This window comes from Mycobacterium sp. SA01, assembly GCF_041287105.1.
Lineage (GTDB): Bacteria > Actinomycetota > Actinomycetes > Mycobacteriales > Mycobacteriaceae > Mycobacterium.
The window spans coordinates 221,285-246,471 of sequence record NZ_JBGGNO010000017.1 but is presented as its reverse complement, the minus strand read 5'-3'; the positions used below and the strand labels follow the sequence as shown (position 1 = coordinate 246,471).

Sequence of the window (25,187 nt, the reverse complement as noted above, 5' to 3'; positions counted from 1 at the left end):
CATGTGCTCCTACCGGGGCGAACAGGGCAACACTGGAGAAAGTGGGATAGGTGAATCTGAACAGGTTTGGCAAGGCGTTCTTCGTGACTGCGTCAGCAACGGCCATCACCGGCCTGACGCTCACCGCCTGCGGAAGCGACAACAACGCCGCTACGTCGTCGTCGACCAACGCGGCGTCCGGTTCGTCCAGCGCTTCGGCTGACTGCGGTGGCAAGAACGCCGTGACCGCCGAGGGCTCGACCGCGCAGCAGAACGCCGTCGCGGTGTTCAACCAGGTGTGGGGCCAGAAGTGCCCGGGCAAGAACCTCTCGTACAACCCGACCGGCTCCGGCGCGGGTGTCACCCAGTTCGTCGCCGGCCAGGTCGACTTCGCCGGCTCCGATTCGCCGCTGTCCAAGGACCAGGTCGACCCGGCCGCCAAGCGCTGCGGCGGCAACCCGGCGTGGAATCTGCCGATGGTGTTCGGCCCTGTCGCCATGGGCTACAACCTGCCCGGCGTCGACAAGCTCGTCGTCAACGCCGACGTGCTGGCGAAGATCTTCACCGGTGCCATCACCAACTGGAACGACCCGGCGATCGCCGCGCTGAACAGCGGAGTGTCGCTGCCCGACCAGAAGATCACCCCGATCTACCGCTCGGACTCCTCGGGTACCACCGACAACTTCCAGAAGTACCTGACCGCGGCCGCGCCGCAGACCTGGACCAAGGGTGCGGGCAAGGAATTCCAGGGCGGTGCGGGCGAAGGCGCGCAGAAGACTGCCGGCGTCGTGCAGGCCGTCCAGGCCACCCCGGGCGCGATCGGGTACGTCGAGAAGGGCTTTGCCGACCAGGCCAAGCTGAGCATGGCTCAGATCGACACCGGCAGCGGGCCGGTGGAGCTCACCGACGACTCGGCCAAGGCGGCGATCGATTCGGCGAAGTTCGCGAGCGAAGGAAATGACCTCGTGCTCGACCTGAACTCGCTGTACTCCACCAAAGCTCCGGGCGCCTACCCGCTGATGCTGGCGACCTACGAGATCGTCTGCTCCAAGGGCTACGACGCCGACACCTCGGCGGCGGTCAAGTCGTTCCTGACCGTGGCGGCCAACGACGGCCAGGCCGGCCTGCCCGCTGCCGGCTACGTCCCGCTGCCGGACGCGTTCAAGCAGCGGTTGCTGACCTCCGTCAAAGCAATTCAGTAACAGCGCTGGCGAGGCAGGTCGATTGCGGTGACGATGGAGAGATCAGTGAGCGATGGGGTGGATGTGACCCAAGACATGCCCGGGCCAAATCCAGCTGAGGCTGGAGCCGGCGAGGTCGTGGCTGAGCCCTTCCCGGAAAAGCCCTCGATCCCGACGAACCCGTCCGGAACAGCCAAGGTGCGCCTCGGCGATCGGATTTTCCGCGGGTTGTCCGAAGGTTCCGGCATTCTCGTCATCGCGCTGATCGTCGCGATCGGCCTGTTCCTCGTCTGGCGTGCGGTACCGGCGCTGGGCCGAAACGACGCCAACTTCTTCACCTACGGCGGCAACTGGCTCACCACGGACACCGCCCACATGAAGTTCGGCATCCTGGACCTGCTGCAGGTGACGGTGTTCGTCTCGCTGTTCGCTCTGGTCCTGGCGATGCCCGTCGCGCTCGGTATCGCGATCTTCCTGACGCAGTACGCCCCGCGCCGGGTGTCCGGGCCGCTGGGTTACATGGTCGACCTGCTGGCTGCCGTGCCGTCGATAATCTACGGCGTCTGGGGTATCTACGTGCTGGCCCCGGTGCTGCAACCTTTGGCACTGTGGCTCAACGGCAATCTCAGTTGGCTGTTCTTGTTCGACACCGGCAATGCGTCGGTGGCCGGCGGTGGCACCATCTTCACCGCGGGCATCGTGCTGGCGGTGATGATCCTGCCGATCATCACCGCCGTCAGCCGCGAGGTGTTCGTGCAGACGCCACGTGGACAGATCGAGGCAGCACTGGCGCTCGGCGCGACCCGCTGGGAGGTGGTCAGGACCACCGTGCTGCCGTTCGGTCTGTCCGGCTACATCAGCGGTGCGATGCTCGGCCTGGGCCGCGCCCTGGGTGAGACGATCGCGCTGCTGATCATCCTGCGCGGCACGCAGAAGGCGTTCGGGTGGTCGCTGTTCGACGCCGGTTACACCTTCGCCAGCAAGATCGCCTCGGCCGCTTCGGAATTCAATGACCAGTACAAGGCGGGGGCCTACATCGCCGCCGGCCTGGTGCTGTTCATCCTGACGTTCGTGGTGAACTCGGCGGCCCGCGCCGCGGTGGCCGGAAGGGGTGCCCGATGACCTCGACCCTCGACAAGCCGGTCAAGGCACCGACCTTCCAGGCGGTGAGCCTGCGGCGCAAGCTGACCAACAACACCGCAACCGTTCTGGTGACGCTGTCGGTGTTCGTCGCTGTGGTGCCGTTGATTTGGGTGCTGTACTCGGTGATCAGCAAGGGCCTCGGCATTGTTCTCGACAGCGGCTGGTGGACTCATTCGCAGTCCGGCATGACGGCGTTCATGGCCGGCGGTGGCGTCTACCACGCGCTGGTGGGAACCGTGTTGCAGGGCTTGTTCTGCGCGGTGATCTCGATACCGGTCGGCGTGTTCGTCGGCATCTACCTGGTCGAATACTGCGGCGGAACCAGGCTGGGCAAGCTCACCACATTCATGGTGGACATCCTCACCGGTGTGCCGTCGATCGTCGCCGCGCTGTTCATCTACGCATTGTGGGTGGCCACGTTGGGCTTTCAGCGTTCCGGCTTCGCCGTGTCGCTGGCCCTGGTGTTGCTGATGATCCCGGTGATCGTGCGGTCCACCGAGGAGATGCTGCGGATCGTTCCGATGGACCTGCGTGAAGCCAGCTATGCGCTTGGCGTTCCGAAATGGAAAACCATTGCGCGCATTGTCATTCCGACTGCACTGTCGGGCATCGTCACCGGCGTGATGCTGGCCCTGGCCCGCGTCATGGGCGAGACCGCGCCGCTGCTGATCCTGGTCGGCTACTCGCAGGCGATGAACTTCGACATGTTCAACGGATTCATGGGCTCGCTGCCCGGCATGATGTACGACCAGACATCGGCCGGTGCGGGTGCCAACCCCGTTCCCACCGACCGACTGTGGGGCGCCGCGCTGACGCTGATCGTGCTGATCGCGGTCCTCAACATCGGTGCGCGCTTCATCGCCAAATTCTTTGCCCCTAAAAAGGTCTGAGCAGGTTTAGGAGACTACTGACCATGGCCAAGCGGCTGGATCTCAAAGACGTCAACATCTACTACGGCGCATTCCACGCTGTCGCCGACGTGTCGCTTGCGGTGCCGCCGCGCAACGTGACCGCCTTCATCGGCCCGTCGGGTTGCGGAAAGTCCACGGTGCTCCGCACGCTCAACCGCATGCACGAGGTCATCCCGGGTGCGCGGGTCGAGGGTTCGGTGCTGCTCGACGGCGAGAACATCTACGGATCCGGGGTCGACCCGGTCGGTGTGCGCAAGACCATCGGTATGGTGTTCCAGCGGCCAAACCCGTTCCCCACCATGTCGATTCGCGACAACGTGGTGGCCGGCCTGAAGCTGCAGGGTGTCCGCAACAAGAAGGTGCTCGACGAGACCGCCGAGCGTTCGCTCAAGGGCGCCAACCTGTGGAACGAGGTCAAGGACCGGCTGGAAAAGCCGGGCGGCGGGTTGTCCGGCGGTCAACAGCAGCGGCTGTGCATCGCCCGCGCCATCGCCGTCCAACCCGACGTGCTGCTGATGGACGAGCCGTGCTCGGCGCTGGACCCGATCTCCACGCTGGCCATCGAGGACCTGATCGGTGAACTCAAGCAGGAGTTCACGATCGTGATCGTCACGCACAACATGCAGCAGGCCGCGCGGGTCAGTGACCAGACCGCGTTCTTCAACCTGGAGGCCACCGGCAAGCCGGGACGCCTGGTCGAGATCGACGACACCGAGAAGATCTTCTCCAATCCGCGCCAGAAGGCCACCGAGGACTACATCTCCGGCCGATTCGGGTAGGCCTACCCGCTCAACAAAAATCCGGTATCGCCGAGGCGATACCGGATTTTTCAGCTTCGGGCCGAAGCTCAGGTCGTCGCGATTTCCTCTTCTTCGGGCAGCCGGCCGGTGACCTGGAAGATCACCCGGCGGGAGATCTCGACGGCATGGTCGGCGAAGCGTTCGTAGAAGCGGCCCAGCAGCGTCACGTCGACCGCGGCGGCCACGCCGTGCTTCCACTCGCGATCCATCAGCACGGTGAACAGATGCCGGTGCAGGTCGTCCATCGCGTCGTCTTCTTCGCGAATACGGCGCGCCTTCTCCGGATCCCGGGATAGCAGAACCTCACGCGCGCTGTTGCCCAAATCGACTGCGACACGGCCCATTTCGGCGAAGTATCCGTTGACTTCCTCGGGCAGCGTGTGCTGGGGATGCCGGCGACGCGCGATCTTGGCGACGTGCAGGGCCAGGGCTCCCATCCGGTCGACGTCGGCGACGATCTGAATGGAGCTGACGATCGCCCGTAGATCACCGGCTACCGGCGCCTGCAAGGCCAGCAGGACGAAGGCGGCTTCCTCGGCGCGCGCGCTGGCCGCCGAGATCTGCTCGTGGTCGGTGATCACCTGTTCTGCCAACACCAGGTCGGCCTGAAGCAGGGACTGGGTTGCTCGTTCCATCGCCAGTCCGGCCATCCGGCACATCTCGGCCAGTTGGTTGGTCAGCGCGTCGAGCTGCTCGTGGTATGCGGTCCGCATGGCGTCCACCCTACTTTCTGCCAGTGCACCCAGTATGCCGAGGTGGAGTGAACGAACGGTGAATGAACGCAAACGCCCGGCATGCTCGAGGCGGCTTATTCGCAGGTGACGTCCGCGGCGTTGGTGACCGTGAGGTCCTCGGGCAGTTCGGTGGGAGTGCTCTTGGAGTTGTGGCTGACCTCGACGCTGACCGCGGATCCGCTCGGCGGCGGGGCGGCCACAGTGCTGAAGTCGGACCCGAGCACCACCTGGACGGTCTCGCCAAGGCCGTCCATCCGCTCCATCTGCGCGGCGGGGAATGCCGCGGCGACGGTGGCGGCGGCTTGCTCGTTGCCCGCCGAGAACATCACCGTGGTTCCGGTGACGGTGCCGGTGTAGTCGTCCGGGGTCAGCACGTGGAAGCCGTGTTGTTCTAGCGCGGTGGCGGCGGTGGAGCCGAGCCCGTCCTGGCCGGTGGAGTTCGACACCTGCACCGTGATGTCCTGCGGATCGGTGGTCACGGCGTTGACCAATTCGGTCTGAGTCGTTTGTTCGGGCTGCTCGCCCTGGCCGGGCTTGGCCGCTTGAATGGCGTTCTGCGACGCCGTCATGGGGCTGGTCGTCGCGTTGGTGTCGTTCTCGCCGGGCAGCGGATCGTCGTTGATGATCGCGTCGAACAACGCGCGGATGTCCTGGGTGCGTGGCGGTTCGTTGCCGTCGGCGTCGGTGATTCCGGTGGTGGGCACGGTGACAAACGTGATCCGGCCCGCGTTGACGCCCTGCAGCGACTGACCGAGGTCGACCAGGTCCTTGGTCCGGACGTTGTCCACGTAGGTGTCGTCGATGAATTCGTTGACCACGTTGTTCAGCTTGGTGAGGCTGAACAGGGTGTCTTTGGAGATGATCGAGCGCAGCAGCGACGACAGGAACAGCTGCTGGCGCTTGATGCGGCCGTAGTCCCCGTTGAGCTCGGTGGTGACCTGGCGGGCGCGGACGTAGTTCAGCGCGGTGTGCCCGTCGAGCGTCTGGCGGCCCGCGTTCGCCAGCACCGTGCCCAGCTCGTAGTCCTTCAGCGGGGTGGTGCTGCACACCTCGACGCCGCCGACCGCGTCGACCATCTTGGAGAAGCCGGCGAAGTCGACGGCCATGAACCGGTTGATCGACAGCCCCGACATCTTCTGGATGACCTTGACCAGACATTTCGGCCCGCCATAGGCGTATGCGGAGTTCAGCTTCGTCTCGGTGTAGCGGTAGTCGTCACTCACCTCGCCGGTGGCCTTGTCGGTGACCGGGCCGTACTTACCGGTGTCGGGATCCCACGCCTGGCAGTACGCGGGAGTGATGGCCAGGTCGCGGGGGAACGACACCACGACGACGCGCTTGCGGTCGGCGGGGACGTTGACCAGCATCACGGTGTCCGACCGGGCGCCGCCCGCGTCTTCAGTGGTGCCGGCACCGATCTCGCCGTTGGCGCCGGTGCGGCTGTCGACGCCGACGATCAGGAAGTTCTCGTCGCCGAACTGTGCGTTCGGGTCGATGATGTCGCGCGAATTGGTGTCCAGTGCTGCGACATTGCGCAGCAGATTGTTCTTGGTGGACTGCCACTGCCAGGCGCCGCCGGTCAGCACCAGGGCCGACACCGCGAACAGCGCCGCCGCGGATCGCCCGGCCAGCAGCACCGGCTTGCGGCGCGACTTGTCCTTCTTCTTCGTGGTGCTCGACGGCGCCGGGTCGGGGTCAGCGGCCAACGCGCCGCGCGCGCGTCCAATCGCCTCGAGGTCGGGCACTTCGTCGGCGTAGGCGGCGGTGACGACCGGGATCGGCTCGGTGAGATCGGTCAGGTCGGGGAGGTCTGCGGCGTCAGGGGAGACGGGGTCGTGCTCGTCGTCCTCGGCCCGGTGTCGGGTGGGCTCGATCGCGGCTCGGGAGCCGGACACCTTCGCGATCAGGTCGGCGACGGTGACGCCTTGGGTGTGGTTGCCGCTCGGGGGAGCGGACGCCGTCACCCGCTCCCAGGGTGCGGCGCCGGCCGCGGCTCGAGGAGTCCTGATCACCCGCTCGCCCTCGTCGGGGGCGCGGTGCTGGCCAGGAGTGGCGTTGCCGCCGTCACTCATGTTCCAGTCGCCTCCGACTCTGGGTCGTGCGCATCGACGCGCGTGCAAATGATGGTCCGGCGGTACCGACACCTCGGCCGGCATCGATGCGCGGCCGTCTCAACTGTCCTATGTCTTGTAGCAGCACTCGGTGGCTGTCCGCCACTCCAGCGGCCCACGACAAGACAAGATCACCATCGTACTGAGACACGCTGTCGAACCGCTAGCTCGCACAGGTGTCGGGACCGTCTCGGTTCAGCCTCCGGAGTTCATCACATCGGCCCCCGCAGGCACCGTGCAGTCGTCGGGGTCATCGAGCCAGCCTTCTGGCAGGGTGACCGACGACGCCGACCCCTGCCGGCCCCGCGGCCCCGTCGCGGCATCCGGAAACGGGATGTCGCGGTCGAGGCGGTCGAGCAGGCTGTCGAGCTCCGCCAGGGTCTTGACCAGCGCCAACGCCCGCCGGATGTCGGCGCCCGCGGGGAAGCCGTGCAGATACCAGGCGACGTGCTTGCGGATGTCGCGCATGCCTTTGTCTTCGCCGAAGTGATCGGCCAGCAGCTCGCCGTGGCGGCGGATGATGTCGGTGACTTCGCCGAGCGTCGGCGGGGTCGGCGTCGGCGAGCCGGTGAAGGCCGCCGAGAGCTCCGCGAACAGCCAGGGTCGGCCCAGACAGCCGCGACCGATGACGACTCCGTCACACCCGGTCGAGGCCATCATCGCCAGGGCGTCGTTGGCCTCGAAGATGTCGCCGTTGCCGAGCACCGGGATCGTCGTCACCGCCTCCTTGAGGCGGGCGATCTCGTCCCAGTCGGCGGTCCCGGAGTACCGCTGGGCGGCGGTGCGCGCATGCAGCGCGACCGCTGCGGCGCCCTCCTGCTCGGCGATCCGGCCTGCGTCGAGATGGGTGCGGTGGTCGTCGTCGATGCCGATCCGGAATTTCACGGTCACCGGCACTGAGGTGCCTTCGGTGGCGCGGACGGCGGCGGCCACGATCTGGCCGAAGAGGCGTCGCTTGTAGGGCAGCGCGGCACCGCCGCCGCGACGGGTCACCTTGGGCACCGGGCAGCCGAAGTTCATATCGATGTGGTCGGCGAGGTCCTCGGTGACGATCATCCGGGCGGCCTCATACGTCGTCGCCGGATCAACGGTATAGAGCTGCAACGAACGCGGCGACTCCTGCGGAGCGAACGTCGTCATGTGCAGGGTGACCGGGTGGCGTTCGACGAGCGCTCGGGCGGTGACCATCTCGCAGACATAGAGGCCCGACACGGTTCCGGCCCGCGCCTCCTCCAGCTCCCGGCACAGGGTGCGGAATGCGACGTTGGTGACGCCGGCCATGGGCGCCAAGACAACCGGGCTGCGGAGGGCGAAAGGCCCGATCCGCAGCCCGGTGGCCGCTGGTGCGATGTCGACTATGTTGCCGCCCCTGCCAATGCCTTGGCGCTGCGCTTCTCGGCCAGACGCGCGTCCCGCTCGAGCTTGCGAGCCTTGGACTCTTCGAACTTGTCGGCCGCCTCTTCGATTTCCGTGATCAGGTTCGCGAGATCGTCGCGCATGGCTGCCGCCTCGCCGGTGAAGTCGTCACGCTCGAAGATGCGCCACTTCTTGAGTACCGGCATCACCACGTCGTCGAGGTGGATCCGCAGGTCGTACACGCCGCCCATCGCGATGATGACGGCCTTGCGCCGGAAGTCCGGCACGGTGTAACCGGGCATCTTGAAGTTGCGCAGCACCCGGTGCAGCGACTTCATCGCCTGGTTGGGGGCCACGTCGAAACCGGCCTCGCTGACGTCGCGGTAGAAGATCATGTGCAGGTTCTCGTCGTTGGAGATCCTGGCCAGCAGCTGCTCGGCGACGGGGTCGTTGCAGGCCTTGCCGGTGTTGCGGTGCGACACCCGGGTGGCCAGCTCCTGGAAGCTGACGTACATGACCGAGTCGAACAGGCTCTCGGCGAACAGATCGCCCTGCTGATTCTGGCCCGGCGAGAAGCCGCGGGTCATCTGCTCCATCCGCAGCTCTTCGAGCTCGACGGGATCGCAGTTGCGGGTGACCACCAGGTAGTCGCGGATCGAGATGCCGTGCCGGTTCTCCTCGGCGGTCCACCGGTTCACCCAGTAGCCCCACGGGCCGTCCATCGAGAAGTTCATCGCGATCTCGCGGTGGTAGGCGGGCAGGTTGTCCTCGGTCAGGAGGTTCTGCACCATCGCCGTGCGGGCGACTTCGGAGAGCTTCGACTGCTCGGGATCCCAGTCCTGGCCGCCGAGGGCGTAATAGTTCTTGCCGTCCGACCACGGGATGTAGTCGTGCGGGTTCCAGTCCTTCATCATCGTCATGTGGCGGTTGATGAGTTTCTCCGCCACCGGTTCCAGCTCGTGCAGGAGATCGAGGTCGGTCAGGTCTTTCGACATGAGCCCTCCAGTTATCTGTTCCTAGTGGTTGCACTCAATATATCTGTGTATCTCGGTGACATTCAAGTTCCCCCTGCGGCATGTTGGTAACGGTTCCGGGCATCCTTCGCCGGACTGCAGATTCCGGCGACCCGGCGTACTATTTGCGCACCAGAAATATCCAGCATTTCGTACGTAAATGCCCAGGCAACGCACATGTCGGAGGTCGCGATGAAGAACAGTTTGGTCCTCGGCGTAGGTGCGCTCGGTGCGGCGGTGGCATCGGCTGCGATGTTCGGCTCCGGCACCGCGTCGGCAACCAACGAATACGCTGGTCAGACCTATGCTGATGCGGCGCAGGCGATCAGCGACGCCGGTCAGTCGGCGACCATCGCCACCCGGGTCGGCAGCTTCCTGCCGACCGATCAATGCATGGTCACCGGATCGCGCAGCGCCGACTTCCTTGACTCCAGCGGCACCAACCCCGGTAACCGCGTGTTGCTCTACCTGAACTGCAACAACACTTTCGCGACGGCCGGCGTGCCGGGTAACTCGATCGGCAGCCCGGAAGGACGTGCGGCTCGCGCCGACTATGAGGAGCAGCTCGCCAAGGCCCAGGCTGAAGCGGATCAGAGCGAGTCGAGCGAGCTGGATCAGACCGGCAACGTTCCGGGTGAGGCGGGTCAGGTCGCCGGCGGGTAACTCGCCGTCGGAGCGAGCAGCAGGTCCACGCAATAGTCGATGAACTGCTCGCGCGACGCGGGAAGCTGGCCGTCGAGGTAGGCGGTGAACAGCGCCGTCAGCGCCCCGATCAACCCGGTGGCCATCATTTTCTGCAGCACCGGATCGCTGATCGCGGTCAGCTTGCTCTGCAACAGCTCGATGAAGCTGGGCATCCACTCCGCGCCGGAGTGAATCAGCACGGCTTCGACCTGCGGCGCCAGCAGCAGCACACGGCCCCGGACCGGATCGTCCACCATCAGACTCACGAACTGTTCGACTGCCGCGCGCGGCGTCGTGGCCGACTTCAGCGCGGTCATGGCGCGATTGCAGACGTCGTCGTAGACGGCTCGGACGAACTCGTCGCGGTCGGAGAAGCTTTCGTAGAAGTAGCGCTCGGTCAGGCCGGCTTGGCGGCAGACCGCCCGTACTGTCAGCGCTGGGCCGCCGGGGCTGCCGAGCAGTGTGACGCCGGCGGCGATCAGTTCGTCGCGGCGCAGCGCCTGCCGGTCCGACAGCGGGACGCCGGACCAGCGGCCCCGTCGTTGACCCGGCGTCACATCGCTCCTAAGCTCTTGGTGACAACGCATGTAGTCAAAATGCCAGACTTCCTCGGGAAGGTCACCAGTTGAGTCAAGATACTTCCGAATCGTGCCCCGTCACCAGCGACGCCGCGCAAGTGGCGTCCGGCTGCCCGGTGACCGACGGCGGATATGACAGCCCGCCGTCGGTACTCGGCCCTGACTCGCTGACGTGGAAGTACTTCGGTGACTGGCGCGGACTACTCCAGGGGCCATGGGCCGGCTCGATGCAGAACATGCATCCTCAGCTCGGCGCCGCCGTCGAGCAGCACTCGATCTTCTTCATGGAGCGGTTGCCTCGGCTGTTGCGATCGCTGTACCCCATCGGTGGTGTGGTGTTCGACGGCGATCGGGCGCCGGAGACTGGTGCGGAAGTGCGCGATTACCACATTCCGATCAAGGGTGTGGACGCTCAGGGGCGCCGCTACAGTGCGCTCAACCCCGACGTCTTCTATTGGGCCCACGCAACGTTCTTCATGGGCACGGTCCTGACGGCCGAGCACTTCGGTGACGGTCTGACCGAGGACCAGAAACGCCAACTGTTCGACGAGCACGTCACCTGGTACCGGATGTACGGCATGAGCATGCGCCCGGTCCCGGCAAGTTGGGAAGAGTTCCAGGTGTACTGGGATCACATGTGCCGCAACGTGCTCGAGAACAATTGGGCCACCCGCGAGGTTCTCGACCTGTCGACGATGCCCAAACATCCATCGCTGCAATGGATTCCGGACTTCCTGTGGTCGGCCTACCTCAAAGTGCTCGGCCCGCTCGCGGTCTGGATCACCGTCGGGCTCTACGATCAGCCGGTCCGCGACCTGATGGGCTACACGTGGTCGACGCGCGATGAGCGTCTGCACAGGTTGTTCGGCCGCATGGTCAACCTGGCGTTCAAGGCGCTGCCCGAGCGTCGTCGGATGCACCCGCGTGCGCGTGCGGGCTGGGATCGTGCGACCGGCCGCATTCCCGTCGACGCACCGCTGATCCACACCCCGGCCCGCAATCTGCCGCCGAAAGAGGAGCGTGACAAGGGAATTCATTACCTGGGCGACTCATGCCCGGCGAAAACCGTGGCGTCCTGAGGCCTCGTCGACGAAACCGGCACGCAGAGCTACCGGTCAGCTACGTCGGTCGGGTATCCGGTGATCGTTGCCGGCGCAAAATTTGCGCGTCGAACTTCGCGGTCGTTGCGCAGAGCGCGGAATGCGGCGGAATGCGTTGGGGTGAAACCCGCCCGCCACGCCAGATCAACGGACGGCCGGGTTGACGGCCCCTCGCGGTGAGCGGCGCCCCAGGCGAACGGGTGCGTCAATTGCTTTCGGCCGCAGCCAAACCCCAGCACATCACGGCATAGGATGCGGCGAAGGCGATGTCGTCGATGTTCTCGTCATTGCCGCCCAGGCGCCGTACTTGGTCGGCGATCGCGTGGCGGATCACATCGGTTGACGTGAGCAGTGGGTGACTCATGTTAACTCCTGAGGCGCGCGTGAAACAGGACTGCCCCGCTCCCCGATGCGTTAACTGGGAGTTACCCGCTCGGGGTATCTTTCACACACCAGCTAACCGCGCCGTTATCGAAGCTTTACTCCGCGCGACGCAGCACCGCCGGAATCGTCAGCGCCAAGATCTTGAGATCGAGCGCGATTGAGAAGTTCTCTATGTAGTAGTTGTCCCACTCGGCGCGATCGGCGATGGACGTCTGCCCACGGAGGCCATGCACCTGAGCCCAGCCGGTGACACCGGCTCGAACCCGGTGACGCTCGCCGTATCGCTGAATCTGCGCCTCGAACAATTCGACGAACTCCGGTCGTTCGGGCCGGGGACCCACCAAGCTCATCTCGCCCTTGAGCACGTTGAGGAACTGCGGCAGTTCGTCGAGTGAGGTGGCGCGCAGAATTTTGCCGATTTTCGTGCGACGGTCGACACCCTCCACACCACCGGGTGCGGCGCCGGTCTTGAGCTGGAAAGCCGCGTCGGCGGCGTCGGGTGCCCGCATCGTGCGGAATTTCAGGCAGTCGAAGACGCGTCCGTCGCGGCCCACCCGAGGCTGGCGGAAGAAGATCGGACCCGGCGAGCTCAACTTCACCAGGAGCACCAGAGTGAGGAAGACCGGTGAGATGAACAGCAGCAGAAGGAAGGACATCACCCGGTCGAGGATGTGCTTGACGGTGAACTGCCAGCCGCGCGGGTTGGTGTGGGGCAGCGCCAGCAGTGGGGTGCCGCCGACGTGTTCGATCCGGGCTCGCTCGCCGATCGTGTCGAACATGCGCGGCACAACCCAGACCCGCAGGCCGTTCTGGTGGGCGGCTCGGACCACATGGGTCAGCACCAGATCTTGGGTCCGGGAGAACGCGATGATGACGTTCTGCGCTCCGGTCTCCTGAATCGCTTTGTCGATGTCCTCGGGCGGGCCCAGATAGGGGATATCGGGCCGCGGGTCGCCCGGCTGGCCGAACCACGGTTCGGCGTCGATGATGCCGACCGGCCCGAGCCCGTATTCCGGGTACTCCTCGAGGCGGTTGATGATGTGGCCGGCGACGCGGCCGTTGCCGACGATGAGGGTCGGTGCCACGAGGTGATGGTGTCGCCGCAAGGTGCGCTGGACGATCACTCGGACGAGCCGGCCGAAGGGCATGAGGACCGCGGCGCAGAGCCAGATCTTGAGCACGGTCGACCCCGGTCGACCGGACTCGTGGGTGAGCAGCATGCCGGCGAGTAGGAACATCGTGGAAATCGCGACGGTCGCTTCGATGGGCCCGATCTCGTCGAGGAATTCCCGGTTCAGGCGACGCCGGTAGACCCCTCGCGCGGCGAGCGTGGCGACGACGACCGGGACGAACAGGATGGCCAACCACAGGTCCGGGGGGTATTCGTTGCTGGACATCGCCCACTGCGCGCCGAGGGCGGTCGCGATCGACACCGAAAGAACGTCGATGGAGACGGTGATGATGGTGCTCAGTGGGTCGGTTCGAACCCGCTCGGCAAATGTTTTCTTCCGCGGCGCAAATTTGCCGCTATGAGCCGGCGTGGTCGGCGAATTCTCGACCTGAAGAGTTCGTGTAGCCATGACCGCTCACTTCACCCACCGAACCACAGGCGGGACGCTACCCGATATCACTACCCGTCGAGTCACATATCCCCCCGTGTGGCGAACTTTGGCAAAGATCACGTGTCGCGCGGCTCGGCCAGTAACCGCTGGCGCGCGACGGCGGCGAGATCGTTGAGTATCTGTACCTGGCCGCTGGACCAGTGCCGCGGGCGAGTGTCCCACGTGCACAGCGTCCCCGCGACGTGGCCGTTGCCATCGATCAACGGAATTCCGGCGTACGCCAGCACCCCTTCCCTGACCGCTGGATGGTCGGCAAGGAGAGGGTGCGCTCGGGTGTCGTCGACCACCAGCGGCTCGCGGCTCGCGACGGTGAACTTGCAGATCGACATCTCGATCGGCCGCACTCGGGGCAGCGCTTCGTCGCTCGCAGTGCTACCGGCCAGCACCTGGCGGTCGGGATAGACGAGGGACACTGCTGCCATCGGGGTGCCCAGCGCCTCGGCGGTGAGGACCGCCACGCGATCCAGCGTCGCGCTGCGGAAGTCGTCGTGGTTGCCCAGCCGCTCCAGCACCGCCAGGCGTTCGGGGTCCGACACGGCGTCGTCGACGATCGCGTCGACGGCACTCTGCTCACCGGAAAGCTGGTCGACGACGGCTTGGACCGTCTGGTCGTGTTCAGGGCCGGCAAGACGCGCAATCACATGCCTGCCGGTCTGCCGGTCGACGCCGTGGCGCGGGCCGTGCCCGGCGCCGCCCGCGGGCTGCGAGGCCCCGTCACTCATGTGGTTCACGATAGGTCACCCCCGACGGTGACGGGCGATGTCAGAAAGGTCCGCTTCGGCGAAGAACCCGTTCATTCCCCTGTTGTGCCCCCACCAGGGCTCGAACCTGGGACCTGCGGATTAAAAGTCCGTAGCTCTACCGACTGAGCTATAGGGGCGCGTCGCACACAATACTGCCTTCGATCATGTGCCTCGGTTTTGGGATTGAGCCTGTGGTGCCCTAAGCTAACGACGCTCTAACGTGCACTCGTTGTGAGTACCCCGGAGTGATTCGGTTCTGGCCCCCATCGTCTAGTGGCCTAGGACGCCGCCCTTTCACGGCGGTAGCACGGGTTCGAATCCCGTTGGGGGTACGCGTGACGACGGCAACGTCGGAAGCAAGCAGTACGAGTAAGGCCCTGTGGCGCAGTTGGTTAGCGCGCCGCCCTGTCACGGCGGAGGTCGCGGGTTCGAGTCCCGTCAGGGTCGCCATGTATGTGGTGAGGCATTGGATTGACGCAGTGCCTTCCGGCCAGGTAGCTCAGTTGGTACGAGCGTCCGCCTGAAAAGCGGAAGGTCGCCGGTTCGATCCCGGCCCTGGCCACTCAGTTTTCTTCAGCCCCGTTGCTGGGCTGTTTCCCTTCTTCGGCTCCGGGATGCCGCTCTACCGCGACTCTTGCCGTATCGCTTACAGTAGACACGACTTGAACGATCCCGCGCGAGCGTCCACAGGAGGCCGAGTGTCGGAAATAGCAGCGCAGCGGGCAGTTGTCGTGGGCGGCGCATCGGGCATCGGCTGGGCGGTTGCGCGGGGATTGGCCGCCACCGGGCGACAGGTGACGATCGCCGACCGCAACGCCGACGGTGCCGCGCAGCGCGCCGCCGAACTCGGTGCACCGCATGACGCCACCGGCGTGGATGTCACCGACGAAGCGAGTGTCGCAGCGCTGTTCGAGGGCGTCGGAGTCGTCGACGTCGTGGTGAACACCGCCGGATTCGGTGGCTTCGGCCGCATCACCGAGCTCGCCGTCGAGGATTTCCGCGCGATCGTCGACTGCTGCCTCACCGGTGCGTTCATCGTGATGAAGCACGCCGGGCGCCACCTGCGCGAGGGCGGTTCGCTGGTCTCGATCACCTCACTCAACGCCCGGCTCGCCGCGCCGGGCATGAGCGCCTACTGCTCGGCCAAAGCCGGACTGGCCATGCTGACCCAGGTGGCCGCTCTCGAGATGGGCCCGCGTGGCATCCGGGTCAACGCCGTGTCGCCCGGCTTTGTCCACACCCCGCTGACCGAACTGGTGACCATGGCCGACGGTGTCCTCGAGGACTACCTCGAGAACACACCGCTCGGCCGGGTCGGTGTTCCCGAAGATGTCGCCGAGGCGGTGCTGTTCCTCTGCTCGGACCAGGCTTCCTGGCTCACCGGCGAGGTTGTGGACCTCAACGGCGGCGCTCACCTCAAGCGCTATCCCGACGTGCTCGCCCACGTCGACCGAATGGCGTCGGCGTGACGCCGTTCGTCGGCAAGCAGGCGATCGTCACCGGCGCAGGCTCGGGAATCGGTGCGGCACTGTGCCGGTCGCTGGCCGATGCCGGTGCCGACGTGCTGTGCACCGACATCGACGGCGCAGCCGCCGAACGCACCGCCGCCTCGTTGAGCAAGCGGGGGACCGCGCGGCAACTCGACGTCACCGACGCCACGGCCGTGCAGCAGGTGGTCGATGGCGTCGTCGAGACCACCGGCCGGATCGACCTGCTGTTCAACAACGCGGGCATCACCTGGGGCGGCGACACCGAACTGCTCACCCTGGATCAGTGGAACAGCATCATCGACGTGAACATCCGCGGTGTCGTGCACGGGGTGCACGCCGCCTACCCGCAGATGGTCCGCCAGCGCAGCGGCCACATCATCAACACCGCATCGATGGCGGGTCTGGCCGCCGCCGGCCGGATCACCAGCTACGTGATGACGAAGCACGCCGTCGTCGGCCTGTCGCTGGCACTGCGCACCGAAGCCGTCGGCCACGGGGTCGGCGTGCTGGCCATCTGCCCGACCGCGGTGGACACCCCGATTCTCGACAAGGGCTGGCTGGGCGACTTCGACGGCCGCGAGTTCTACCGAATGGGCCAGCGTAATGAGACTTTCTATAGCCCGGACCGGTTGGCCGCCGATACGCTGCGGGCCATCGAACGCAACAAGGCCCTCCTGGTCGCACCTCGTCAGGCCCGCGCGGCATGGCTTTTCGCGCGTCTGGCACCCGGCTTGCTCAACCGGATGGCTGTGCGCTTCGTCGACCGACAACGCTCCGACGGAAGGCAGCCCACACCATGAGCGCCGCGACCGCGATCCCTCGCTATCCCTCCGACGTCACCAGCGACTGGCTGACCGGCGTCCTGCGCGGTTCCGGCTCAGCGGCCGACGTCGACGCCGTCGAGGTGACGCCGGTGGGCACCGGTCAGACGGGCGCGACGTTCCGCCTCGCGGCCACCTATGCCGACAACCCGGACAACCTGCCCGCCAGCTTCATCCTGAAACTGCCCGCCAACGACGACGCCGTCCGGGACCGGGTCACACTGGGCTACCGCAGCGAGTGCGCGTTCTATCAGTCCGTCGCCGAGCTGGTGACCATCCCGATCCCGCAGTGCTACCACGTCGAGATCGCCGACGACGGAGCCAGTTACGCCCTGCTGCTCGCCGATCAGGCACCGGCGGTGCAGGGCGACCAGATCGCCGGGTGCGACCTGCCCGAGGCCCGCCTGGCGGTGCGCGCGCTGGCCGGTCTGCACGGGCCGACCTGGTGTGACGAACGTTGGCAGACCTTCCCCGGCCTGGCGATGTCGGTTGTCGGGGAGGACGCCATCCGGGGCCTCGGTGACATCTCGAAGATGGCCGCCGGCATCACCATCGAGAAGCTCGGGTCCAGGCTGAACACCCAGGACGCCGAAACATTGGTGGCAGCAATGGATCTGGTGACGCCATGGCTGCTGAACGCGCCGGACCGATTCGCGCTGCTGCACGGTGACTACCGGCTGGACAACCTGCTCTTCGACGGCGACCGGGTCAGTGTCGTCGACTGGCAGACCCTCGGAGTGGGATTGGCGGGGCGCGACCTGGCGTACTTCACCGGGACCAGTCTGGAACCGGCGCTGCGGGCCGAGGCCGAGAGGGACCTGGTCGCGGAGTACCACCAGGCCCTGCTCGATACCGGGGTCGCCGACTACGACGCGGCCACCTGCTGGCACGACTACCTTCTGGGGATGATCCAGGTTCCGCTGATCTCCGCGCTGGGCTGTGCGTTCGCGGTGGAAACCGAACGCGGCGACGACATGATGGCCGCGATGCTGCGTCGGGGCTGCGCGGCCATCCGCGACCTGGGCACACTAGAGCTCGTCACAGGCTAGGAGTACACGTTGGGCGGATCCATGCCGCGCACCGCCATCATCGGCGCGGGCGTCAGCGGGCTGACCTCAGGCAAAATGCTCAAGGACTACGGCGTTCCCTACACCACCTTCGAATTGTCCGACCGCATCGGCGGCAACTGGGCCTTCGCCAACCCCAATGGATTGAGCAGTGCCTACCGGTCGCTGCACATCGACACCTCTAAACAACGGTTGTCGTTCCGGGACTTCCCGATTCCCGAACACTTCCCGTCGTTCCCGCACCACAGCGATATCAAGACCTACCTCGACTCCTACGCCGACACCTTCGGGCTGGAAGAGAACATCGAGTTCAACAACGGCGTCGCACACGCCGGCCTGAACTCCGACGGCCGCTGGGACATCACCGACCAGAAAGGCCAGACGCGGGAGTTCGACCTGCTGGTCGTCGGCAACGGCCACCACTGGGACGCCCGCTTTCCGGACTTCCCCGGTGAATTCACCGGCGAGACAATCCATTCGCACCACTACATCGATCCGCAGACCCCGCTGAATCTGACCGGCAAACGAATCCTGGTGGTCGGCATCGGCAACAGCGCTGCCGATATCACCGTCGAGTTGTCGTCTCGGACCTTGCAGAACACGGTGACGCTGTCGACCCGCTCGAGCGCCTGGATCGTGCCCAAGTACATCGCCGGGCGCCCGGGTGACAGCGTCTGGCAGACATCGCCCTACATTCCGTTGTCCTGGCAGCGCAAGGCCGTTCAGCTGCTGGCGCCCGCGATGGGCATCAACCCTGAGCTGTACGGACTGCCCGCCCCGAACCACAAGCTGTTCGAGGCGCATCCCACGCAATCGGTGGAACTCCCGCTGCGGCTCGGGTCCGGTGACGTCATCCCGAAGCCCAACGTGAGCCGCCTCGACGGCGACACCGTCCACTTCGACGACGGCACCAGCGGGGTGTTCGACGTGATCGTGTACGCCACCGGCTACAACATCACGTTCCCGTTCTTCGATCCTGAGTTCATCAGCGCACCGGACAACGCCATCCGCCTGTACAAGCGAATGTTCAAGCCGGGTATGGACAATCTGGTGTTCATCGGCTTCGCCCAGGCGGTGCCGACGCTGTTTCCGTTCATCGAATGCCAAGCGAAGCTGCTGGCTGCCTACGCGGTGGGGCGCTATGCTCTGCCACCGGCCGCTGAGATGGAACGGGTGATCGACGCCGATCAGAAGCTCTACGTGGGGCATTGCACCGACCGCCCGCGGCACACCCAGCAGGTCGACTACTTCCACTACGACCACGACATCCGCACCAGGGAACTACCTGCCGGCATGAAGCGTGCCGAACTGGCGCGTCGCCGAAGGGTCGCCGTATGACCCGCGCCGACGTCACCTTCGATTCGTCCGGCGTACGCTGCAGCGCATGGCATTTCCCCGGCGAGGGGGATTCTTTCACCGGCCCGGCCGGGCGCCCGGTGGTGGTGATGGGCCACGGCTTCGGGGGAACCAAGGACTCCGGGCTGGAGCCGTTCGCCGAGCAGATCTGCGCCGCAGGCGCGGACGTACTGGCTTTCGACTACCGAGGCTTCGGCGCGTCGGAAGGTGAACCCCGGCAGACGGTTTCGGTTGCCGGGCAGATCGCCGATTTCGAGGCGGCGATCGCCGCGGCCAAGCGGTTGCCTGGCGTCGACCCGAATCGCATTGTGCTGTGGGGATCGTCGATGTCGGGTGGCCATGTGATCCGGGTGGCCGCCGACCACATCGACGTCGCGGGGGTGATCGCGATGACGCCCTTGACCAGCGGCGTGGCCGTCAGTCGTGCGGCCGTCGAACACCGCGATGTCGGGCAGGCGTTGAAATGGACGGCGGTGGGCCTCAAGAGCCGAATCGACGTGTCACGCGGCCGCCGTCCGACGCTGATGCCCCTGGTCGGCCGTCCCGGTGAGCCGGGGGCCCTGGCCTTGGACGGAGCCTACGAGAGCTACACCGCGATGGCCGGACCGACCTGGCGCAACGAGGTCGACTCCGCGGTGGGTCTGCAGATCGCTTCGATCCGAACGGCGGACGCCGCCAAGCGATTACGGTGTCCGCTGCTGGTGCAGGTCGCCGATTTCGACCGCTACGTGCCTGCTGAATCGGTGGTCAAGACCGCGGTGCTCGGCCGGGGACAGGTGCATCACTATCCGTGCGATCATTTCGACGTGTGGCCCGGGCACGACTGGTTCGAGAAGGCCGTCGGCGACCAGGTGGCCTTCCTGACTCGTACCCTCAGTACTTCGTCGAGCCCTGATCTACTGAAATCGCCTCAGCAGTAATCAGTTTCGCATCGTCGCTGGCCAGGAAGCAGACCGTGTCGGCGATGTCCTCCGGCTCGGCGATATAGATGGGCAGGAACGGCAGCATCATGTTCTGCAGCGCCGGGTTGGTCTCCATCGCCTTGCCCAGTTCGGCCACCATGTCGCCGGTGCCCATGTCGGTGTTCACCGGTCCCGGGTGAACGCTGTTGACCCTGATGTTGTGCTTGCCCAGCTCGGCGGCGAACGCCCTGGCCATCCCGGTGACGGCGTGCTTGCTTGCGGTGTAGTGCACCATGAACGGCTGCAGCTTGATCCCGGCCGCCGAGCTGATCAGGATGATGGAACCTCCGGAGCCACCTTCCACGATCGAGGGCGCGCCAGCCATCACGGTGTTCCACGTACCGGTCACGTTGACGTCCATGACATCCCGGAAGGCTTCCGGGGTGATCTGGTCCCACGCAGCAGGCGAGGTGATGCCCGCGTTCGCGACGATGATGTCGAGCCGGCCGAGTCTGGCCACGCCGTCTCGCACGGCGTCTTTGAGCCCATCGAGATCGCGGGTATCCATCACCGCCGACACGATCCGCTGTCCCGTGGCTTCGACCAGGCGCACGGTCTCGGCCAGGTCCTCCGGCGTGGCCGGGTTGTACGGAACGCAGTCGGGCAGCTTGCCTGCGATGTCGACGGCGATGATGTCGGCGCCCTCGCCGGCCATCTTCACCGCGTGCGCGCGGCCCTGTCCGCGGGCGGCTCCGGTGACGAATGCGACCTTGCCGCTGAGCTTTCCCGTCATGCTTTGCGCTGCGCTTCCTTGACTAGTCCGCCGCCCACGATGAGGCGCTGAATCTCGCTGGTGCCCTCATATAGCCGTAACAGCCGGACCTCGCGATAAATCCGCTCGACGGGCACGCCGCGCATGTATCCGGCGCCGCCGTGTACCTGGACCGCGAGATCGGCTACGTTGCCTGCCATTTCGGTACAGAAGAGCTTCGCCACCGAGGGCGCGATCCTGCGGTCTTCGTCGTCCACCCATTTGCGTGCGGCGTCCCGCACGAGTGCGCGTCCGGCCATCACCCCGGTCTGCTGGTCGGCGAGCATCGCCTGCACCAGTTGGAAACTGCCGATCGGTGTGCCGCCCTGGGTCGCAGTTGCCGCGTAGCTGACGGACTCGTCGAGCGCGCGCTGGGCGGAACCGACTGCCAGCGCGGCGATGTGAATACGGCCGCGGGCCAATGAGGTCATCGCCGCGCGGTAACCGATGTCCTCACTGCCGCCGATCAGGGTGTCGTCACCCACCCTCACGTCGGTGAAGTTCACGTCGGAGGTCCACGCGCCCTCCTGACCCATCTTGGCGTCCTTGACCCCGATCTCGACGCCCGGCGTATCCGCCGGGACCAGGAAGACCGCGATCCCGGCGCCGTTGTCGTCGGCGGGCCGGGTCCGGGCGAACACGATGAACAGGTTCGCCACCGGGGCGTTGGTGATGTATTGCTTGCGGCCGTTGATCACCCAGCTGTCGCCGTCCCGAACGGCTTTCGTCTTCAGCCCGGAGGGGTTGGATCCAGCGCCCGGCTCGGTCAGCGCGAACGACGCGACCACGTCGCCGGAGGCGATCGGCTCCAGCCAGCGCGACTTCTGCTCGTCGGTGCCGAATCCGACGAGGACCTGCCCGGCTATCCCGTTGTTGGTGCCGAACATCGACCGCAGCGCCAGGCTGGTGTAGCCCAGTTCCATGGCGAGCTCGACATCCTGGGCGATGTTCAGGCCGAGGCCGCCCCATTCCTGCGGGATGGCGTAGCCGAACAGACCCATCGCTTTGGCCTGGTCGCGCAGGTCGTCGGGCACCTTGTCCTCGGCGAGTATCTCGGCCTCGCGTGGGACCACGGCGGTACGCACGAATTGCCGGGTCTGGGCCAGGATCTCGCGGAAGTCGTCGTCGCTGACGTCGGTCGTCGGGCCGGTCATCAGGCTCCTTGGGTCGGGGGCGCTGCCTGGCGCGATCATATATGAAATATGATGTTGCCCATTCGGGGGTCCGTTCGAGGAACATAGGAGTTCACATGTCGCTGCTGGCCGGCCAGACCGCGGTCATCACCGGTGGAGCGCAAGGCCTCGGCTTTGCGATCGCGGAGCAGTTCATCGCCGAAGGCGCCCGCGTCATACTCGGTGACCTCAATCTCGAGGCCACCGAGGAGGCGGTCACCAAACTCGGTGGTGCCGACGTCGCCCGTGCGGTGCAGTGCAACGTCACCTCGTATGCCGACGTCGACGCACTCGTCGATGCCGCCGTCGAACAGTTCGGCCGCTTCGACATCATGGTGAACAATGCCGGCATCACTCGCGACGCGACGCTGCGCAAGATGACCGAGGACGAGTTCGACCAGGTCATCTCGGTACATCTGAAGGGCACCTGGAACGGGCTGAAGAAGGCGTCGACGGTGATGCGGGAGCAGAAGAGCGGCGCGATCGTGAACATGTCGTCGATCTCCGGCAAGGTCGGCATGATCGGGCAGACCAACTACTCGGCGGCCAAGGCCGGCATCGTCGGCATGACCAAGGCGGCGTCCAAGGAACTGGCCCATCTCGGTGTGCGAGTCAACGCCATCCAGCCCGGTTTGATCCGGTCGGCGATGACCGAGGCCATGCCGCAACGTATTTGGGATTCCAAGGTGGCCGAGGTGCCGATGGGGCGTGCGGGTGAGCCGTCCGAGGTCGCCAAGGTGGCACTGTTCCTGGCGTCTGACCTGTCGTCGTACATGACCGGAACGGTCCTCGAGGTCACCGGCGGACGGCACCTCTGATGCCCAGAACCGCCGTGATCTGTGAGCCGGTCCGCACGCCGATCGGCCGCTACGGCGGCATGTTCGCCTCCCTGACGGCCGTCGATCTCGGGGTGGCCGTGCTCAACGGTCTGCTGGCTCGCACCGGGATCGCGCCGGACGCCGTCGAGGACGTGATCCTCGGGCACTGCTATCCGAACAGCGAGGCGCCGGCGATCGGCCGCGTCGTCGCACTCGATGCCGGCCTCCCGGTCACTGTGCCCGGTATGCAGGTGGACCGACGCTGCGGTTCGGGTCTACAGGCCGTGATTCAGGCTTGTCTCCAAGTCGCTTCGGGGGATAACGATCTCGTCATCGCCGGTGGCGCGGAGAGCATGAGCAACGTCGCCTTCTACTCGACCGATATGCGGTGGGGTGGCGGCCGCACCGGGGTGCAGGTGCACGACGGTCTGGCCCGCGGGCGCACGACGGCCGGCGGCAAGCACCATCCGGTGCCGGGTGGCATGCTCGAGACCGCCGAGAACCTGCGCCGCGAGTACTGCATTTCCCGCCAGGAGCAGGACGAGCTGGCGGTGGCGTCCCATCAGCGCGCGGTCGCCGCGCAGAAGGACGGCATCCTGGCCGAGGAGATCATTCCGGTCACGGTCACCAGTCGCCGCGGTGAGGACGTGATCGACACCGATGAGCATCCCCGCGCCGACACGACCCTCGAATCGCTGGGAAAGCTCAAACCGGTTCTGCTGAAGCAGGATCCGGAGGCCACTGTCACCGCGGGCAACTCCAGCGGGCAGAACGACGCCGCGTCGATGTGCATCGTGACCACGCCGGAGAAGGCCGCCGAACTGGGTCTGACTCCGCTGGTGCGGCTGGTGTCGTGGGCGTCGGCGGGGGTGGGGCCCGAGGTGATGGGCATCGGTCCGGTGCCTGCCACCGAGGCGGCGTTGGCCAAAGCCGGTGTGACGCTGGGTGACATCGACCTCATCGAACTCAACGAGGCTTTCGCCGCCCAGGCGTTGGCCTGCATGAAGGCCTGGAACTTCACCGCTGCCGACCATGAACGCACCAACGTCCACGGCTCGGGGATCTCGCTCGGGCATCCGGTTGGCGCAACTGGCGGCCGGATGCTCGCGACATTGGCACGGGAACTGCACCGGCGCGACGCGCGCTACGGCCTGGAAACGATGTGCATCGGCGGCGGCCAGGGCCTGGCCGCGGTGTTCGAAAGGGTGGACGCACGATGACCCGTATTGCTCAGACCCTCGGCCTGACCGAGGTCCAGTCCGAAATCATCTCCACCGTGCGGCAATTCGTCGACAAGGAGATCATTCCCAATGCCCAGGAGCTGGAGCACGCCGACACCTACCCGCAGGCCATCGTCGATCAGATGCGGGAGATGGGCCTGTTCGGGCTGATGATCCCCGAGGAGTACGGCGGGCTGGGGGAGTCGCTGCTCACCTACGCGCTGTGCGTCGAGGAACTGGCCCGCGGCTGGATGAGCGTCTCCGGGGTGATCAACACCCACTTCATCGTGGCCTACATGATCCGCCAGCACGGCACCGACGAACAGAAGCAGCGTTTCCTGCCGAAAATGGCCACCGGCGAGATCCGGGGTGCCTTCTCGATGTCGGAGCCCGAGCTGGGTTCCGATGTCGCCGCGATCCGGACCAAGGCGAAGAACAACGGCGACGGCACCTACACCATCGACGGCCAGAAGATGTGGCTGACCAACGGCGGCAGTTCTACTCTGGTCGCCGCGCTGGTGCGCACCGATGAGGGAGCCGACAAGCCGCACCGCAACCTGACGGCGTTCCTGATCGAAAAGCCCTCCGGTTTCGGCGAAGTCGCGCCGGGCCTGACGATCCCCGGCAAGCTCGACAAGCTCGGCTACAAGGGCATCGACACCACCGAGCTGATCTTCGACGGCTACGTCGCCGGCGCTGACGACGTTCTGGGCGCCAAGCCCGGGCACGGCTTCTTCCAGATGATGGACGGTGTCGAGGTCGGCCGGGTCAATGTGTCGGCCCGCGCCTGCGGTGTGGGCATCCGCGCGTTCGAGCTGGCCGTCCGGTATGCCCAGCAGCGCAGCACGTTCGGCAAACCGATCGCCGAACATCAGGCCATCGCGTTCCAACTGGCCGAGATGGCCACCAAAGTGGAGGCCGCGCATCTGATGATGGTGAACGCCGCGCGGCTGAAGGACTCCGGGGAGCGCAACGACGTCGCGGCCGGGATGGCGAAATATCTCGCGAGCGAATTCTGCGCGGAGGTCACTCAGCAGAGCTTCCGCATCCACGGCGGTTACGGGTACTCCAAGGAGTACGAGATCGAGCGGTTGATGCGCGACGCGCCGTTCCTGCTCATCGGCGAGGGCACCAGCGAAATCCAGAAGAACATCATCAGCAAGCGGCTACTGGCCGACTACCGGATTTGAC

At 65.9% G+C, this 25,187-nt stretch carries 24 protein-coding genes and 4 tRNA genes; 17 read left to right on the top strand and 11 right to left on the bottom strand.

Annotated elements, in window-relative coordinates:
* The first annotated feature begins 50 nt into the window (after window positions 1–50).
* The 4 genes from pstS (at window position 51) to pstB (ending at window position 3,993) form a co-directional block, all read left to right on the top strand.
* Window positions 51–1,181 (top strand): phosphate ABC transporter substrate-binding protein PstS, encoded by a 1,131-nt coding sequence (pstS, locus tag AB4879_RS11310; protein ID WP_199189931.1) that lies wholly within the window; start codon window positions 51–53, stop codon window positions 1,179–1,181.
* Window positions 1,182–1,256: 75 nt separating this feature from the next.
* On the top strand, window positions 1,257–2,282 hold the full coding sequence (gene pstC, locus AB4879_RS11305; RefSeq protein ID WP_102808293.1) for a phosphate ABC transporter permease subunit PstC: 1,026 nt from the start codon (window positions 1,257–1,259) through the stop codon (window positions 2,280–2,282).
* A complete protein-coding gene (gene pstA, locus AB4879_RS11300; protein ID WP_370507657.1) occupies window positions 2,279–3,193 on the top strand; it encodes a phosphate ABC transporter permease PstA in 915 nt (304 codons plus the stop codon). The genes pstC and pstA overlap by 4 nt, the downstream gene beginning before the upstream one ends.
* Before the next feature lie 23 nt (window positions 3,194–3,216).
* On the top strand, window positions 3,217–3,993 hold the full coding sequence (gene pstB, locus AB4879_RS11295; RefSeq protein ID WP_102808215.1) for a phosphate ABC transporter ATP-binding protein PstB: 777 nt from the start codon (window positions 3,217–3,219) through the stop codon (window positions 3,991–3,993).
* Between the two features lie 68 nt (window positions 3,994–4,061).
* Here the strand turns inward: pstB and phoU are convergent, their stop codons facing one another.
* The 4 genes from phoU to AB4879_RS11275 all read right to left on the bottom strand — a co-directional run bounded on the left by phoU (window position 4,062) and on the right by AB4879_RS11275 (window position 9,210).
* On the bottom strand, window positions 4,062–4,727 hold the full coding sequence (gene phoU, locus AB4879_RS11290; protein ID WP_102808294.1) for a phosphate signaling complex protein PhoU: 666 nt from the start codon (window positions 4,725–4,727) through the stop codon (window positions 4,062–4,064).
* A gap of 95 nt (window positions 4,728–4,822) precedes the next feature.
* Window positions 4,823–6,820 (bottom strand): LCP family protein, encoded by a 1,998-nt coding sequence (locus AB4879_RS11285; protein WP_370507656.1) that lies wholly within the window; start codon window positions 6,818–6,820, stop codon window positions 4,823–4,825.
* 234 nt (window positions 6,821–7,054) lie between these two features.
* Entirely contained in the window at window positions 7,055–8,188 is a 1,134-nt protein-coding gene (gene dusB, locus AB4879_RS11280) for a tRNA dihydrouridine synthase DusB (protein ID WP_370507886.1), read from the bottom strand.
* A gap of 26 nt (window positions 8,189–8,214) precedes the next feature.
* A complete protein-coding gene (locus AB4879_RS11275; protein ID WP_102808218.1) occupies window positions 8,215–9,210 on the bottom strand; it encodes an acyl-ACP desaturase in 996 nt (331 codons plus the stop codon).
* A 210-nt stretch (window positions 9,211–9,420) separates the two neighbouring features.
* On the opposite strand from AB4879_RS11275, the gene AB4879_RS11270 reads away from it, so the two are divergent.
* Complete coding sequence (locus tag AB4879_RS11270) at window positions 9,421–9,891, top strand: hypothetical protein (RefSeq protein WP_370507655.1); 471 nt, start codon at window positions 9,421–9,423, stop codon at window positions 9,889–9,891.
* Here AB4879_RS11270 and AB4879_RS11265 read toward each other — a convergent pair.
* Window positions 9,873–10,469: a TetR/AcrR family transcriptional regulator gene (locus AB4879_RS11265; RefSeq protein ID WP_370507654.1), complete on the bottom strand. Its 597-nt coding sequence runs from the start codon at window positions 10,467–10,469 to the stop codon at window positions 9,873–9,875. The genes AB4879_RS11270 and AB4879_RS11265 overlap by 19 nt on opposite strands.
* A gap of 68 nt (window positions 10,470–10,537) precedes the next feature.
* On the opposite strand from AB4879_RS11265, the gene AB4879_RS11260 reads away from it, so the two are divergent.
* Window positions 10,538–11,569 carry an oxygenase MpaB family protein gene (locus AB4879_RS11260; RefSeq protein ID WP_370507653.1) on the top strand — a complete coding sequence of 344 codons (1,032 nt, stop codon included), beginning with the start codon at window positions 10,538–10,540 and terminating at the stop codon, window positions 11,567–11,569.
* A 226-nt stretch (window positions 11,570–11,795) separates the two neighbouring features.
* On the opposite strand, the gene AB4879_RS11255 is transcribed toward AB4879_RS11260, so the two are convergent.
* The 4 genes from AB4879_RS11255 to AB4879_RS11240 form a co-directional block, all read right to left on the bottom strand.
* Window positions 11,796–11,954 carry a hypothetical protein gene (locus AB4879_RS11255; RefSeq protein WP_165760831.1) on the bottom strand — a complete coding sequence of 53 codons (159 nt, stop codon included), beginning with the start codon at window positions 11,952–11,954 and terminating at the stop codon, window positions 11,796–11,798.
* 115 nt (window positions 11,955–12,069) lie between these two features.
* Window positions 12,070–13,554 carry a sugar transferase gene (locus AB4879_RS11250; RefSeq protein WP_370507652.1) on the bottom strand — a complete coding sequence of 495 codons (1,485 nt, stop codon included), beginning with the start codon at window positions 13,552–13,554 and terminating at the stop codon, window positions 12,070–12,072.
* Window positions 13,555–13,652: 98 nt separating this feature from the next.
* A complete protein-coding gene (locus AB4879_RS11245; RefSeq protein WP_370507651.1) occupies window positions 13,653–14,318 on the bottom strand; it encodes a GAF domain-containing protein in 666 nt (221 codons plus the stop codon).
* 85 nt (window positions 14,319–14,403) lie between these two features.
* Window positions 14,404–14,476: transfer RNA gene (locus AB4879_RS11240), tRNA-Lys, on the bottom strand.
* 122 nt (window positions 14,477–14,598) lie between these two features.
* On the opposite strand from AB4879_RS11240, the gene AB4879_RS11235 reads away from it, so the two are divergent.
* From AB4879_RS11235 to AB4879_RS11200, 8 genes are all read left to right on the top strand, one after another.
* A tRNA-Glu gene (locus AB4879_RS11235) sits at window positions 14,599–14,671 on the top strand.
* A gap of 41 nt (window positions 14,672–14,712) precedes the next feature.
* Window positions 14,713–14,789, top strand: a tRNA-Asp gene (locus AB4879_RS11230).
* Between the two features lie 38 nt (window positions 14,790–14,827).
* Window positions 14,828–14,901, top strand: a tRNA-Phe gene (locus AB4879_RS11225).
* Window positions 14,902–15,046: 145 nt separating this feature from the next.
* Window positions 15,047–15,808, top strand: coding sequence for an SDR family NAD(P)-dependent oxidoreductase (locus AB4879_RS11220; RefSeq protein WP_370507885.1), 762 nt, complete (start codon window positions 15,047–15,049; stop codon window positions 15,806–15,808).
* Window positions 15,805–16,629: an SDR family NAD(P)-dependent oxidoreductase gene (locus AB4879_RS11215; protein WP_370507650.1), complete on the top strand. Its 825-nt coding sequence runs from the start codon at window positions 15,805–15,807 to the stop codon at window positions 16,627–16,629. The genes AB4879_RS11220 and AB4879_RS11215 overlap by 4 nt, the downstream gene beginning before the upstream one ends.
* Window positions 16,626–17,699, top strand: coding sequence for a phosphotransferase family protein (locus AB4879_RS11210; protein ID WP_370507649.1), 1,074 nt, complete (start codon window positions 16,626–16,628; stop codon window positions 17,697–17,699). Before AB4879_RS11215 ends, AB4879_RS11210 begins: the two co-directional genes overlap by 4 nt.
* A 21-nt stretch (window positions 17,700–17,720) precedes the next feature.
* Window positions 17,721–19,055 (top strand): flavin-containing monooxygenase, encoded by a 1,335-nt coding sequence (locus AB4879_RS11205; protein WP_370507648.1) that lies wholly within the window; start codon window positions 17,721–17,723, stop codon window positions 19,053–19,055.
* A complete protein-coding gene (locus AB4879_RS11200; RefSeq protein WP_370507647.1) occupies window positions 19,052–19,993 on the top strand; it encodes an alpha/beta hydrolase in 942 nt (313 codons plus the stop codon). Before AB4879_RS11205 ends, AB4879_RS11200 begins: the two co-directional genes overlap by 4 nt.
* Here the strand turns inward: AB4879_RS11200 and AB4879_RS11195 are convergent.
* Window positions 19,947–20,768: a mycofactocin-coupled SDR family oxidoreductase gene (locus tag AB4879_RS11195; protein ID WP_370507646.1), complete on the bottom strand. Its 822-nt coding sequence runs from the start codon at window positions 20,766–20,768 to the stop codon at window positions 19,947–19,949. The genes AB4879_RS11200 and AB4879_RS11195 overlap by 47 nt on opposite strands.
* Complete coding sequence (locus AB4879_RS11190) at window positions 20,765–21,940, bottom strand: acyl-CoA dehydrogenase family protein (RefSeq protein ID WP_102808245.1); 1,176 nt, start codon at window positions 21,938–21,940, stop codon at window positions 20,765–20,767. Before AB4879_RS11190 ends, AB4879_RS11195 begins: the two co-directional genes overlap by 4 nt.
* A 95-nt stretch (window positions 21,941–22,035) precedes the next feature.
* Here AB4879_RS11190 and fabG point away from each other — a divergent pair, with 95 nt between their 5' ends.
* From fabG to AB4879_RS11175, 3 genes are read left to right on the top strand one after another with little or no spacing between them, the layout of a single operon-like run.
* On the top strand, window positions 22,036–22,776 hold the full coding sequence (gene fabG, locus AB4879_RS11185; protein ID WP_370507645.1) for a 3-oxoacyl-ACP reductase FabG: 741 nt from the start codon (window positions 22,036–22,038) through the stop codon (window positions 22,774–22,776).
* Complete coding sequence (locus AB4879_RS11180) at window positions 22,776–23,996, top strand: acetyl-CoA C-acetyltransferase (RefSeq protein ID WP_370507644.1); 1,221 nt, start codon at window positions 22,776–22,778, stop codon at window positions 23,994–23,996. The genes fabG and AB4879_RS11180 overlap by 1 nt, the downstream gene beginning before the upstream one ends.
* The gene (locus tag AB4879_RS11175; protein ID WP_370507643.1) at window positions 23,993–25,186 is read left to right on the top strand and encodes an acyl-CoA dehydrogenase family protein; all 1,194 of its coding nucleotides are present in this window, start codon (window positions 23,993–23,995) and stop codon (window positions 25,184–25,186) included. The genes AB4879_RS11180 and AB4879_RS11175 overlap by 4 nt, the downstream gene beginning before the upstream one ends.
* The last annotated feature ends 1 nt before the right edge of the window (window position 25,187 follow it).